Genomic DNA, 12,976 nt, shown 5'->3' with positions numbered 1-12,976 from the left:
ATGCAGGAGAGATGCGTGCTCAAGAAACTGGGAATCAAAGGCCGCGTGCTGTTGCTGACGTTATTGCCGACCAGCCTGATGGCGTTGGTCCTGGGTGGTTATTTCACCTGGATGCAGCAATCCGACCTGCAAACCCAACTCATGCAGCGCGGAGAAATGATCGCGGAGCAACTGGCACCGCTGGTCGCGCCAGCCATGGGCCATAAGAACAGCGAGTTGCTCGAACGCATCGCCACTCAGTCCCTCGAGCAACCGGACGTGCGCGCCGTGACCTTCCTCGCGCCTGACCGCACGCTACTGGCCCACGCCGGGCCGACCATGCTTAACCAGGCACCGCTGGGCGATGGCTCGCAAATGTTGCGACGCAGTGGCAGCGATGCGACGCGTTATTTGCTGCCGGTGTTCGGCAAGCATCGCAACCTGGCCGGTGATGTGATTCCCGATGAGGCCGATCGCCTGTTGGGCTGGGTCGAGCTGGAACTGTCGCACAACGGCATGCTGCTGCGCGGTTACCGCAGCCTGTTCGCCAGCCTGATGATGATCGCCGCCGGCCTGTGCGGCGCGGCGTTACTGGCCCTGCGCATGGGCCGCACCATCAACCGGCCGCTGACCCAGATCAAGCAGGCCGTGGCCCAACTCAAGGACGGTCACCTGGAAACCCGTCTGCCGCCCCTTGGCAGTCAGGAGCTGGACGAACTGGCGTCCGGCATCAACCGCATGGCCGGTACCCTGCAGAATGCCCAGGAAGAATTGCAGCACAGCATCGACCAGGCCACTGAAGATGTACGCCAGAACCTCGAGACCATCGAGATCCAGAACATCGAACTCGACCTGGCGCGCAAGGAAGCACTGGAAGCGAGCCGGATCAAATCCGAGTTCCTGGCCAACATGAGCCACGAAATCCGCACGCCACTCAACGGTATCCTCGGCTTTACCCATCTGTTGCAGAAAAGCGAGCTGACCCCGCGCCAGCTCGACTATCTGGGTACCATCGAAAAGTCCGCCGACAGTCTGTTGGGGATCATCAACGAGATCCTCGACTTCTCGAAAATCGAGGCCGGCAAATTGGTGCTCGACCATATTCCGTTCAACCTGCGCGACCTGCTGCAGGACACTCTGACCATCCTCGCCCCCGCCGCCCACGCCAAACAACTGGAACTGGTGAGCCTGGTGTATCGCGACACGCCACTGTCGCTGGTGGGCGACCCGCTGCGGCTCAAGCAGATCCTCACCAACCTGGTCAGCAACGCCATCAAGTTCACCCGCGAAGGCACCATCGTCGCCCGGGCCATGCTCGAAGAAGAACACGATGACAGCGTGCAACTGCGCATCAGTATTCAGGACACTGGCATCGGCCTGTCGAACCAGGACGTGCGCGCACTGTTCCAGGCCTTCAGCCAAGCGGACAACTCGCTGTCCCGGCAACCGGGCGGCACGGGGTTGGGGCTGGTGATTTCCAAGCGACTGATCGAACAGATGGGCGGCGAAATCGGGGTCGACAGTACACCGGGCGAAGGTTCGGAATTCTGGATCAGCCTGAGCCTGCCGAAAACCCGCGACGACGCCGAAGACTTGCCAGGCCCGCCGCTGTCCGGTCGTCGCGTGGCGGTGCTGGAAAACCACGACCTGGCGCGCCAGGCGTTGCAGCATCAACTGGAAGATTGCGGCCTCGCCGTCACCCCGTTCAACACCCTGGAAAGCTTGACCAATGGTGTGACCGGCGCCCACCAGACCGACCAGGCCATCGACCTCGCGGTGTTGGGCGTGACCAGCAATGACATGCCGCCCGAGCGCCTCAACCAGTACATCTGGGACCTCGAGCACCTGGGCTGCAAAGTGCTGGTGCTGTGCCCGACCACGGAACAGACGCTGTTCCACCTCTCGGTGCCCAACCCGCACAGCCAGCTCCAGGCCAAGCCGGCCTGTACCCGCAAGTTGCGACGCGCGCTGTCCGATCTGGTCAACCCGCGTCAGATTCGCAGTGAACCCGGCGAGCCGGTTTCCAGTCGCGCGCCCAAAGTGCTGTGCGTCGACGACAATCCGGCCAACCTGCTGCTGGTGCAGACCCTGCTCGAAGACATGGGCGCCAAGGTGCTCGCCGTGGACAGCGGTTACGCCGCCGTCAAAGCCGTGCAGAACGAGACCTTCGACCTGGTGCTGATGGACGTGCAGATGCCGGGGATGGACGGACGACAAAGCACCGAAGCGATCCGCCAATGGGAGAGCGAGCGGCATTGCACACCGTTGCCGATCGTGGCGCTCACCGCCCACGCCATGGCCAATGAAAAACGCGCCTTGTTGCAAAGCGGCATGGACGACTACCTGACCAAACCGATCAGCGAGCGGCAACTGGCGCAAGTGGTGCTGAAATGGAGTGGCCTGGCGCTGCGCAATCACAGTCCGGAGCGTGCCAGCGATAACCACGCCGGTGCCTATGAGCTGCAGGTACTCGATCACGAAGAAGGTCTGCGCCTGGCCGCGGGCAAAGCCGATCTGGCGGCAGACATGCTGGCGATGTTGCTGGCGTCGCTGGAGGCTGACCGCGAAGCGATCCGCCAGGCCCAGGAAAGCCGCGATCACAACGCGCTGATCGAACGTGTCCATCGCCTGCACGGCGCGACCCGTTACTGTGGCGTGCCGCAACTGCGCGCCGCCTGCCAACGCAGCGAAACCCTGCTCAAGCAACAGGACCCGAAAGCCTTCGGCGCACTGGAAGAACTCGACCGGGCCATCAATCGCCTGGCCGCCCAGGCACGCATCAACGCCTGACGTGGCGCAAAGACGCCGCCATCGCGATGGACTAAGGTAGGCGCTGGCGCAGGCTGCGCCTGCACAGAGAATGAATACGCCGAGTCTTCAGGGAGAACACATGCGCACGATTCTATTCAGCAGCCAGACCTACGACCGCGACAGTTTCCTCGCCGTCGACCTGCCCGCCGGCATCGAGTTGCACTTTCAACCGGCGCGGCTGAGCGTTGATACAGCGGCGCTGGCCGATCAGCATGAGGTGGTCTGCGCCTTCATCAATGATGACCTCAGTGCGCCGGTGCTCGAACGCCTGGCGGCGGGCGGCACACGTCTGATCGCCCTGCGCTCGGCCGGTTACAACCATGTCGACCTCGCGACCGCGAAACGTCTCGGGCTGGCGGTGGTGCGCGTTCCGGCCTACTCGCCACATGCGGTGGCCGAACATGCCGTGGCGCTGATCCTGGCGCTCAACCGCCGCTTGCACCGCGCCTACAACCGTACCCGCGAAGGCGATTTCAGCCTGCATGGGCTGACCGGTTTCGACCTGGTGGGCAAGACCGTCGGCGTGGTCGGCACCGGGCAGATCGGCGCAGCGTTCGCGAAAATCATGCATGGTTTCGGTTGCCAGTTGCTGGCCTACGACCCGTACCCCAACCCGCAGGTCGAAGCGCTCGGCGCCCGTTACCTGAGTTTGCCGCAACTGCTGGCCGAGTCGCAGATCATCAGCCTGCACTGCCCGCTCAACGATCAGAGCAAGCATTTGATCAACCGCGAATCCTTGGCGCACATGCAACCAGGGGCGATGTTGATCAATACCGGTCGCGGTGGGCTGGTGGACACGCCCGCGCTGATTGACGCCCTCAAGAGCGGGCAATTGGGTGATCTGGGACTGGATGTGTATGAAGAAGAGGCGCAACTGTTCTTCGAGGATCGGTCCGACCTGCCGCTGCAGGACGATGTTCTGGCGCGGTTGCTGACGTTCCCTAACGTCATCATCACGGCCCATCAGGCATTCCTCACCCGTGAAGCCCTTGGCGCGATTGCCGCGACCACCTTGCACAACATCTCATCCTGGAATGCCGGTAACCCGCAAAACCTGGTCATGGCTGACTGAACCTGATCGAAGGTCATGCGCCCGCGCCATGCAACGCGAATGCCCGTGCTAGCATATCGCGCATATTTGGAGGACCCATGGTCGAACACGATTTCCGCTACAGCCTGATGAACCCGCAACACACCCTCACCGAATGCCGCGCCCTGGTGCCGGGGCGTTATCAAGTCACCGGCAACGGCGGCTCGATTCGTAATAACGACGTGTTGGTAGTGACCCTCAAGGGCGCCAAGGACTTGTCCATGCGCCTGACCGTCGAAACGGTTCGCCACTTGATCAATCCGCCCGGCCAATGGGTCGCGGTGGCCAGTGGCCCGGTGTTCGGCGAACTGGCGATCCACACCTGGCAGGTCAACTGCGACAGCTGTGCGAAAGAGCTGAGCTTCGAGTTCGCGGTCGACGCCAAGCTGGGCAACAAGGCTGAGAAGCCTGCCGCCACCGCGCGGATTGCCGAATTGGGCTGGACCACCGTTGGCGAAAAGCACCTGTGCCCGAAATGCCAGGAGCCTGCGTGATGAAACGCCTCGCTCTGACCGCCATGGTCGGCGCAAGCCTGATGGGCTGCGCTGCCGATCCGGTGCAATTGCAACAAAACCGCAGCTACATTCTGGAATGGATCGGTGAACGTCCATTGATGGATTACAGCCACCTGACCATCACCCTCGGCGAAGATGGTCGCGCCTACGGTAACGGCGGCTGCAACCACTGGTTCGCGCCTTACACGCTGGAAGGCAACAAGCTGAGCTTCGGCAAAATCGGCAGCACCCGCAAACTCTGCGCGCCGGCACTGATGGAGCAGGAAAAACGCTTCCTTCAGGCGCTGGAGAACGTGCAGCGCTGGGACGTCTCGTCCATCGAGCAGATGCGTTTCTGGCCGGCCGAAGGCAAGCCGCTGCGCTGGTGGCTTGAAGAGGGTTGATCCCCTGCCCCAATTAACACCTGTGGCGAGGGAGCTTGCTCCCGCTGGGCTGCGAAGCAGCCCTGAACCCGGTCACCTCATTTTGTCAGGCTCACCGTGCAAAACGGTTCTGTGACTGCTGCGCAGTCGAACGGGAGCAAGCTCCCTCGCCAGAAAAACTCACGTCGTTAACATCAGTTTTTAGCCTGCAACGCCTCCAGCTTCGCCATCACCCCCGCCGCTGTCTGCTCGCCCATCAACTGCTCGCGCACCTTGCCCTTGTTATCGATGATATAGGTCACCGGCAGTGCTTCACTGCGCGGCAACTCGAACACCTCGGAAGGGTCCTGGGCCAGCACGGTGAATTTGATTCCGAGTTTCTCACTGGCGCTTTTCAGTTCCTCGCCCTGCACATTGTCGAAGTTGACCCCGAACACGCCGATCTTCTTGTCCTTGAGTTGATCGGCCAAAGCGTTCAGTTCCGGGATTTCGGTACGGCACGGTCCGCACCATTCAGCCCAGTAATTGAGCACCAGCCATTTACCGTCCAGACGCTCGGCGGCGACCTTCTGCCCATTCTGATCGGTCCCGAAGTCGTTACCGCAGCCCCCCAGCATCAACGCCCCAATGATCGTCAATGCTGCTGCCAGTCGCCTTGTCATGTCGTGTTCCTTATCAAAAATTGATTGCGCCTGCGACCCATCGCCTCCCAAGGTTCTGGATTACGCGCTGCACAGTTAGAATAGCCGCCACCTTACGCAAGATGCGACCCGCTCATGACCGATCTGACGCTTTATCACAACCCGCGCTGCTCGAAATCCCGCGGTGCGCTCGAATTGCTCGAAGCCCGTGGCCTGACCCCGACCGTGGTCCGTTACTTGGAAACTCCGCTCGACGCCGCGCAAATCCAGCGCCTGCTGGGCAAACTCGGGATCAGTGCCCGGCAACTGCTGCGCACCGGCGAGGACGAGTACAAGACACTCAACCTCGCCGACAGCAGCCTCGGCGAAGCGCAATTGATCGCCGCCATTGCCGCCCACCCGAAACTGATGGAGCGGCCGATTCTCGAAGTCGGCGACAAAGCCGTGATCGGCCGTCCACCGGAGCAGATTCTGGAACTCTTGCCATGAGTGCGCCTTACATTCTGGTTTTGTATTACAGCCGCAGTGGCTCGACCAATGAAATGGCCCGGCAAATTGCCCGCGGTGTCGAACAGGCCGGCCTGGAAGCGCGGTTGCGCACCGTGCCGGCCATTTCCACCGAGTGCGAAGCAGTATCACCGGACATTCCGGACGAGGGCGCGCTCTACGCCAGCCTCGACGACCTGAAAAACTGCGCCGGCCTGGCCCTCGGCAGCCCAACCCGCTTCGGCAACATGGCGGCGCCGCTCAAGTACTTCCTCGATGGCACCAGTAACCTGTGGCTGACCGGCGCGCTGGTGGGCAAACCGGCCGGCGTGTTCACGTCCACGGCAAGCCTGCACGGCGGCCAGGAAACCACCCTGCTGTCGATGATGCTGCCGCTGTTGCACCACGGCATGCTGATCACCGGTCTGCCCTACAGCGAATCGGCCTTGCTGGAAACCCAAGGCGGTGGCACGCCATACGGCGCCAGCCACCACGCCGGGGCCGATGGAAAAAGCGGCTTGGACACACACGAAATCGCGTTGTGCCGCGCGCTGGGCATGCGCCTGGCCAAGACAGCTCAGAAGCTGGAGGGCTAAGGGTGGCCAAGAAGCCGAAGATTCTGCCCGCCATCGAATGGCTCGAACCGCGCGTCAAGGCGATGCGCGTCATCAGCCTGCTGTGCTTCTTTGGCCTGGTGGGATTGCTCTGCGTTTACTACCTGATGGTCGCCGACCTGCACGGCGCCCGGCCGTGGGTGATTTTGCTGATCGAGCTGGTGCCGCTGCTGTTGCTCGCACCGGGGATGATTGTCGGCAACGCCCGAGGGCATTCCTGGATGTGTTTCGTCGTGAACCTGTATTTCATCAAGGGCGCATTGGCTGCGTATGACCCGAACCGGCAGATCTTCGGGGTGTTGGAGATGGCCGCGAGCCTGGCGGTGTTCTGTTCGGCTTTGCTGTACGTGCGGTGGCGGTATCAGCTGAACCGCAAATTGGCTGGCGAGGGCGAAATCTCCGTCGCCTGACAGATTGCAATCGCTAGCAGGCTAGCTCCCACAGGGGACTTGTTCGGCACAGATCCAATGTGGGAGCCAGCCTGCTGGCGATTGATCACAACTCGGTCTCAATGATTGACGGTATAAGCCAGCATCATCGAAATCTGGCTCATCGGCCGCCCGCCACTTTGTTCGTGCCACTGGTTGAACACATCCTGCACCAACGCCAGGTCGCGCAGACTGGTCGGCACCTTGTCGACGATCTTCTGCGCATTCAACGCCGCGACCACGTCGTAGCTCGGCACAAACGTGTCCTTGCCCACCATGCGCAGGAAACGCGGCGCCGACAGACCACCCAATTGATGGCCACGCTTTTTCAGGAAGGTCCAGAGCCCGACGATATCGGTCACCGGCCAGTCGGCGATCATGGCACCGAAACTGCCCTTCTCATGGGCCACGTCCAGCACGAACTGCGCATTGCGCGGCACGCTCTTGAGCTTGCCCAGGTGGCGGATAATCCGCGCGTCCTGCATCAGGCGCTCCAGGTGTTCGGCGCTCATCAACACGACTTTTTCCGGGTCGAACTTGAAGAATACCTCTTCAAAGGCCGGCCACTTGGCGTCTACCAGGCTGTGCTTGAGCCCGGCGCGGAACACGCGCAAAGCCATGGTCGAGAGGTAACGGTCATCGCTGATCTTGCGCAATTGTGCCGCAGATTTTGGAACGGGCAGATGGGCTTCCAGTTCAGCCGCCGAACCGAAACGGTTCAAGCAGTATTCATTCAGCCACTTGTAATCGCGCATGCCCTCTCCTGGGGATTGAAAAATGAACGGCCAACTTGTGACAAAACCTGTGGGAGCCAGCCTGCTGGCGATGAAGGGGTGTCAGTCAACAATAATGTGCCTGACACACCGCCATCGCCAGCAGGCTGGCTCCTACAGTGATTACGGTTAGAGGTTGACCACGTTGACGAAGCGCGAAGCCGCCGTTTCATCGATTTTGAGGTTGGTGAAGTCGAACAGGTTGCGGTCCGCCAGTTGCGACGGGATCACGTTCTGCAAGCTGCGGAAAATGCTCTCGGTGCGCCCCGGTGTCTTGCGGTCCCACTCCTGGAGCATTTCCTTGACCACCTGGCGCTGCAGGTTTTCCTGGGAACCACAGAGGTTGCACGGGATGATCGGGAACTGCTTGAGGTCGGAATAGGCCTGGATGTCTTTTTCGTTGCAGTAGGCCAACGGGCGGATCACCACGTTGCGCCCGTCATCGGCGCGCAGTTTTGGCGGCATGGCCTTGAGCGATCCGTTGAAGAACATGTTGAGGAAAAAGGTCTCGACGATGTCGTCGCGGTGATGACCCAAGGCCATTTTGGTCGCACCGATTTCGTCAGCGAAGGTGTACAGCGTGCCGCGACGCAGGCGCGAGCACAGCGAGCAGGTGGTTTTCCCTTCGGGAATCAGTTCCTTGACCACCGAATAGGTGTCTTTTTCGACGATGTGATATTCGATGCCCAGCTCTTTGAGGTAGGCCGGCAGCACATGCTCGGGGAAACCCGGTTGTTTCTGGTCCATGTTCACGGCCACGATCTCGAACTTGATCGGCGCGACCTTCTGCAAGTGCATCAGCACGTCGAGCATGGTGTAGCTGTCCTTGCCGCCGGACAGGCAGACCATGACCTTGTCGCCGTCTTCAATCATGTTGAAATCGGCAACAGCCTCACCGGCCTGACGGCGAAGGCGCTTTTGCAGTTTGTTCTGGTTGACCGTAAGAGTGCCCATGACGCGAAATCCGTGAGGTGTGACGAAAGGCGGGCATTTTACGCAAAAACGCCCCAAGGGCGAAGTCCCTGAGTCCCACAGACACTTCCGCGATTACCCCACCTCTTTACAGCGCAATTTGCTCTAAGCCCTCTCTCCTTGTGCGGTTAACTCCTTTCTATACTGCGACATAAGGTCGCATTCGAATTCAGACCTATGACTTGCTGGGCCGCATTGGCCCGTAGGCGCTCCACTGGGGGGCGACGGTAATAAAAGAGGAGTGACTGGCATGATCCATCACGTAGTGGGGCTCTTCACCCACCCTGACCAAGAATGGAAAGAAATCCGTGGCGACCAGGAGGAAAGCATCAGCCACATGTACCTGACCCACACCCTGATTCTGGCGGCGATCCCTGCCGTGTCGGCGTTTATCGGCACCACGCAGGTCGGCTGGGTGATCGGTAATCGAGCGCCAGTGATGTTGACCATGGAAAGTGCGCTATGGATGACGATCATGTCGTACCTGGCGATGCTCGGTGGCGTTGCGGTGATGGGCGCGTTCATCCACTGGATGGCTCGCACCTATGACGCCAATCCCAGCCTGGCCCGCTGCGTAGCGTTTGCGACCTACACCGCGACACCGCTGTTCATCGGCGGCCTGGCGGCGCTGTACCCGCATATGTGGCTGGGGATGATCGTCGGCACCGCGGCGATTTGCTACACGGTCTACCTGTTGTATGTCGGCCTACCGACGTTCATGAACATTCCATCTGACGAGGGCTTTCTGTTTTCCAGTTCGGTACTCGCCGTAGGCCTGGTCGTGCTGGTGGCCATCATGGCGTTTACAGTCATTGTCTGGGGACTCGGCGTGGGGCCGGTCTATACGAATTAGCAACACCCCCCCTAATAATCAGATCTGCCGACACAGGCCGCCGCAAGGCGGCCTTTTGATGCATCTGCCAGGAGAAACGCAACGACCATTCGGCGCTCAAACGATTCGCAAGGCCCGAGGGTTGCGGCATACTCGACGTCTCTGGAGATCCATCAAGCATGCCCGAGCAACTCAATACCCGCGTCGAAGACTGTTTCCAACAAGCCGAATCTTTTTTCAAACGACCTTTCAAACGCCCCGTGGTGAGCCTCAAGCTGCGCGGGCAAAAAGCCGGTGTCGCGCATTTGCACGAGAATCTGCTGCGCTTCAACCCGCAGTTGTACAGGGAAAACACTGAAGATTTCCTCAAGCAGACCGTGGCCCATGAAGTCGCGCATCTGATTGCTCATCAACTGTTCGGCGACCGCATCCAGCCCCACGGCGAAGAGTGGCAATTGATCATGCGCGGCGTTTACGAACTGCCGCCCAATCGCTGCCACACCTACGACGTCAAGCGCCGCAGCGTGACCCGCTACATCTACAAATGCCCGTGCCCCGACAGTGATTTTCCCTTTTCGTCACAGCGCCATGGGCTGGTGCGGCAGGGCCGTCGGTACTTGTGCCGGCGCTGCCGCAATACATTGGTGTTCAGTGGGGAAATGCGGGTCGAGTAGCTGGGCGTTTGTGTGGCTGCACTGGCCTCATCGCCAGCAGGCTGGCTCCCACAGGGGATCAACGGTCCACCATAGATCCATTGTGGGAGCCAGCCTGCTGGCGATTGCTATTTATCAGGCACTAAAGAACCACCTTGGCCCGCCGCAACTCTTCTATCCGCTGCGCACTAAACCCCAACTCCCCCAACACCTGATCCGTATGTTCCCCCAACGCCGCGCCAATGTGCCGAGGTTCCGGCAATCCCTCTGAAAACTTCAGCGGACACGCCATCTGCGCCTGATGCGACCCATCGCCACGCGGCACTTGGGTGACCAGCTCCCGCGCCTGCAACTGCGGATGCCGCAGCGCCTCCCCCACGCTCAATACCGGCTCAACACAAGCATCCAACTCGGCAAACAACGCGCAGAGTTCGGCAAAGTCATGCTTCTCGAACTCGACCTTCAACGCCTCCTTGAGCTTCTTCTGCTGCGCCGGTTGTGGCGACAGCCCGAGGCTCGCCAGCTCTTCCAGGCCCAGCGCCACACACAATTGCTTCATGAACGCCGGTTCCAGGCTGCCCACCGACAACCAGCGTCCATCCCGCGAGCGGTAATAGTCGTAAAAACTGCCACCATTGAGCACTTGGTCTTCCCGGCCCGGCTCGACACCGCAGGCCAGATACCCCGCGCCCGCCATGGCGTTCAGGCTGAAGGCGCAATCGGTCATGCTCACATCCAGGTGCTGCCCCTGCCCGGTTTGCTGCCGGGCAATCACCGCCGCCAGCAAGCCGATCACCCCGTGCAGCGAACCTCCGGCGACATCCGCCACCTGCGGCCCCAGAGGCAGCGGTCCGCTGTCGGCGCGGCCGGTGTAGCTCGCCAGCCCGGCCAGCGCCAGGTAATTGATGTCATGGCCGGCGCGGTCCTTGTAGGGGCCGGTCTGGCCATAGCCGGTGATCGACACATAGATGAGCTTCGGGTTGATCGCCTTCAAGGCTTCATAGCCCAGCCCCAAACGCTCCATGACACCGGGGCGAAACTGCTCCAGCACGATGTCGTAGTCCTGCAGCAACTGTTTGATCACCGCCAGTGCATCAGGCTGCTTGAGGTCCAGCGCCAGGCTACGCTTGTTGCGGTTGAGGTAGGCATGGCTGGCCGATACACCCTGGTCATGGGGCGGCAGCACGCGCAGCAGGTCCATGCGGGTCGGCGACTCGATGCGCAACACTTCGGCGCCCATGTCCGCCAGCAACAATGAGGCGAACGGCCCCGGCAGCAGCGTCGAGAAATCCAGAACCTTGAGTGATGCCAGTGGACCGAGCATGGATGTTCTCCCTGAATGATGCTCCCAGACTAGGCAGCCGGACGCTCAGGGGCAATAACCTTATGTGCCAGTGACGCTGACCGTTGCGCTCAGGTCGCAGGCAGAAAAAAACCCGCCGAAGCGGGTTTTTCATTGCAGCAGGTTTACTTGGCGTTAACCGGGACGGCCTCGTCGGCGTGGCCCAGAACGTCGTCTTTAGGCTCTTCGGCAATACCGCGACCGCCCGAGGCCAGCTCGGCTTGCAGCACGTCGGTGTCCAGTTCCTTGACCCACTTGGCCACGACGATGGTCGCCACGGCGTTACCCACCAGGTTGGTCAGGGCACGGGCTTCGGACATGAAGCGGTCGATACCGAGGATCAACGCCAGGCCGGCAACCGGCAGGTGGCCCACGGCGGACAGGGTGGCAGCCAGTACGATGAAGCCCGAACCGGTCACGCCAGCAGCGCCTTTGGAGGACAGCAGCAACACCACCAGCAGGGTGATTTGATGGGTGATGTCCATGTGGGTGTCAGTTGCCTGGGCAATGAACACGGCCGCCATGGTCAGGTAGATCGCAGTACCGTCGAGGTTGAACGAGTAACCGGTCGGGATCACCAGACCCACGACGGATTTCTGCGCACCCAGACGCTCCATCTTGATCAGCATGCGCGGCAGTACCGATTCCGAAGAGGAAGTACCCAACACGATCAGCAGTTCTTCACGGATGTAGCGGATCATTTTCAGGATGCTGAAGCCGTGAGCGCGTGCGATACCGCCCAGCACGATCAGGATGAACAGCAGGCAGGTGATGTAGAAGCAGATCATCAGTTGACCCAACTGCACCAGCGAGCCGACACCGTAGGCACCGATGGTGAACGCCATGGCACCGAAGGCACCGATTGGCGCGAGCTTCATGATCATGTTGATGATGTTGAACATCACGTGGGCGAAACGATCGATGAAGTCCAGCAGCGGCTTGCCGTAGGCACCCAGGCGATGCAGGGCGAAACCGAAGATCACCGAGAACATCAGCACTTGCAGGATGTCGCCCGTGGCGAACGCGCCGACGATGGTGGAGGGGATCACGTTGAGCAGGAAGCCAACGACGCTTTGGTCAGCACCGGCCGACACATAGGCAGCGACTTTGGAAGCATCCAGCGTGCTCACGTCGATGTGCATGCCATTGCCTGGCTGCACGATGTTGACCACGACCAGGCCCACCAGCAACGCGATGGTCGAAACGATTTCGAAGTAAAGCAACGCGTAACCACCGGTCCTGCCGACCGACTTCATGCTCTGCATGCCGGCGATACCGCTGACAACCGTACAGAAGATGATTGGGGCGATGATCATTTTGATCAGTTTGATGAACCCGTCACCCAGCGGCTTTACGGCCACACCGAGCTGTGGATAGTAGTGACCGAGCAAAATACCGATGACAATTGCAACGATCACCTGGAAATACAGGGATTTGTACAGTGGCTGACGAGTCGTCATTGCAAAGTTCCTCAAGAG

At 60.6% G+C, this 12,976-nt stretch carries 14 protein-coding genes; 9 read left to right on the top strand and 5 right to left on the bottom strand.

Annotated elements, in window-relative coordinates; genetic code table 11:
• The first annotated feature begins 15 nt into the window (after positions 1 to 15).
• The 4 genes from KHO07_RS06955 (at position 16) to KHO07_RS06940 (ending at position 4,778) form a co-directional block, all read left to right on the top strand.
• On the top strand, positions 16 to 2,769 hold the full coding sequence (locus KHO07_RS06955; RefSeq protein ID WP_212626773.1) for a response regulator: 2,754 nt from the start codon (positions 16 to 18) through the stop codon (positions 2,767 to 2,769).
• 100 nt (positions 2,770 to 2,869) lie between these two features.
• Complete coding sequence (locus KHO07_RS06950) at positions 2,870 to 3,862, top strand: 2-hydroxyacid dehydrogenase (protein ID WP_212626772.1); 993 nt, start codon at positions 2,870 to 2,872, stop codon at positions 3,860 to 3,862.
• A gap of 77 nt (positions 3,863 to 3,939) precedes the next feature.
• Complete coding sequence (locus KHO07_RS06945) at positions 3,940 to 4,374, top strand: hypothetical protein (RefSeq protein WP_007988765.1); 435 nt, start codon at positions 3,940 to 3,942, stop codon at positions 4,372 to 4,374.
• Complete coding sequence (locus tag KHO07_RS06940) at positions 4,374 to 4,778, top strand: META domain-containing protein (RefSeq protein WP_150734996.1); 405 nt, start codon at positions 4,374 to 4,376, stop codon at positions 4,776 to 4,778. The genes KHO07_RS06945 and KHO07_RS06940 overlap by 1 nt, the downstream gene beginning before the upstream one ends.
• A gap of 173 nt (positions 4,779 to 4,951) precedes the next feature.
• On the opposite strand, the gene KHO07_RS06935 is transcribed toward KHO07_RS06940, so the two are convergent.
• Positions 4,952 to 5,419, bottom strand: coding sequence for a TlpA disulfide reductase family protein (locus KHO07_RS06935; protein WP_150734997.1), 468 nt, complete (start codon positions 5,417 to 5,419; stop codon positions 4,952 to 4,954).
• A 114-nt stretch (positions 5,420 to 5,533) separates the two neighbouring features.
• Here KHO07_RS06935 and arsC point away from each other — a divergent pair, with 114 nt between their 5' ends.
• The 3 genes from arsC to KHO07_RS06920 are packed head-to-tail and all read left to right on the top strand — an operon-like array spanning position 5,534 to position 6,908.
• On the top strand, positions 5,534 to 5,887 hold the full coding sequence (arsC, locus tag KHO07_RS06930; protein WP_075948840.1) for an arsenate reductase (glutaredoxin): 354 nt from the start codon (positions 5,534 to 5,536) through the stop codon (positions 5,885 to 5,887).
• Positions 5,884 to 6,480 carry an NAD(P)H:quinone oxidoreductase gene (gene wrbA, locus KHO07_RS06925; protein WP_150734998.1) on the top strand — a complete coding sequence of 199 codons (597 nt, stop codon included), beginning with the start codon at positions 5,884 to 5,886 and terminating at the stop codon, positions 6,478 to 6,480. The genes arsC and wrbA overlap by 4 nt, the downstream gene beginning before the upstream one ends.
• A 2-nt stretch (positions 6,481 to 6,482) precedes the next feature.
• Positions 6,483 to 6,908 (top strand): DUF2069 domain-containing protein, encoded by a 426-nt coding sequence (locus KHO07_RS06920; RefSeq protein WP_212626771.1) that lies wholly within the window; start codon positions 6,483 to 6,485, stop codon positions 6,906 to 6,908.
• A 98-nt stretch (positions 6,909 to 7,006) separates the two neighbouring features.
• Here the strand turns inward: KHO07_RS06920 and KHO07_RS06915 are convergent, their stop codons facing one another.
• The gene (locus KHO07_RS06915) at positions 7,007 to 7,681 is read right to left on the bottom strand and encodes a DNA-3-methyladenine glycosylase I (protein WP_150735000.1); all 675 of its coding nucleotides are present in this window, start codon (positions 7,679 to 7,681) and stop codon (positions 7,007 to 7,009) included.
• Between the two features lie 147 nt (positions 7,682 to 7,828).
• Positions 7,829 to 8,653, bottom strand: a complete 825-nt coding sequence (gene ttcA / locus KHO07_RS06910) for a tRNA 2-thiocytidine(32) synthetase TtcA (RefSeq protein ID WP_075948844.1) — start codon at positions 8,651 to 8,653, stop codon at positions 7,829 to 7,831.
• Positions 8,654 to 8,921: 268 nt separating this feature from the next.
• Between ttcA and KHO07_RS06905 the strand changes: the two genes are divergently transcribed.
• Together KHO07_RS06905 and KHO07_RS06900 are read left to right on the top strand one after the other, a co-directional pair.
• Complete coding sequence (locus KHO07_RS06905) at positions 8,922 to 9,524, top strand: Yip1 family protein (protein WP_030131100.1); 603 nt, start codon at positions 8,922 to 8,924, stop codon at positions 9,522 to 9,524.
• 158 nt (positions 9,525 to 9,682) lie between these two features.
• Entirely contained in the window at positions 9,683 to 10,177 is a 495-nt protein-coding gene (locus KHO07_RS06900) for a SprT family zinc-dependent metalloprotease (RefSeq protein WP_150704905.1), read from the top strand.
• A 121-nt stretch (positions 10,178 to 10,298) separates the two neighbouring features.
• Here KHO07_RS06900 and KHO07_RS06895 read toward each other — a convergent pair whose 3' ends face one another.
• Positions 10,299 to 11,480, bottom strand: a complete 1,182-nt coding sequence (locus KHO07_RS06895) for a CaiB/BaiF CoA-transferase family protein (protein ID WP_212626770.1) — start codon at positions 11,478 to 11,480, stop codon at positions 10,299 to 10,301.
• Between the two features lie 143 nt (positions 11,481 to 11,623).
• The gene (locus KHO07_RS06890; protein WP_212626769.1) at positions 11,624 to 12,958 is read right to left on the bottom strand and encodes a dicarboxylate/amino acid:cation symporter; all 1,335 of its coding nucleotides are present in this window, start codon (positions 12,956 to 12,958) and stop codon (positions 11,624 to 11,626) included.
• Between the last annotated feature and the right edge of the window lie 18 nt (positions 12,959 to 12,976).

It is taken from the genome of Pseudomonas sp. PP3 (assembly GCF_905336995.1).
Classification (GTDB): Bacteria; Pseudomonadota; Gammaproteobacteria; order Pseudomonadales; family Pseudomonadaceae; genus Aquipseudomonas; species Aquipseudomonas reinekei.
This window is presented reverse-complemented; position numbering and strand designations above follow the sequence as displayed.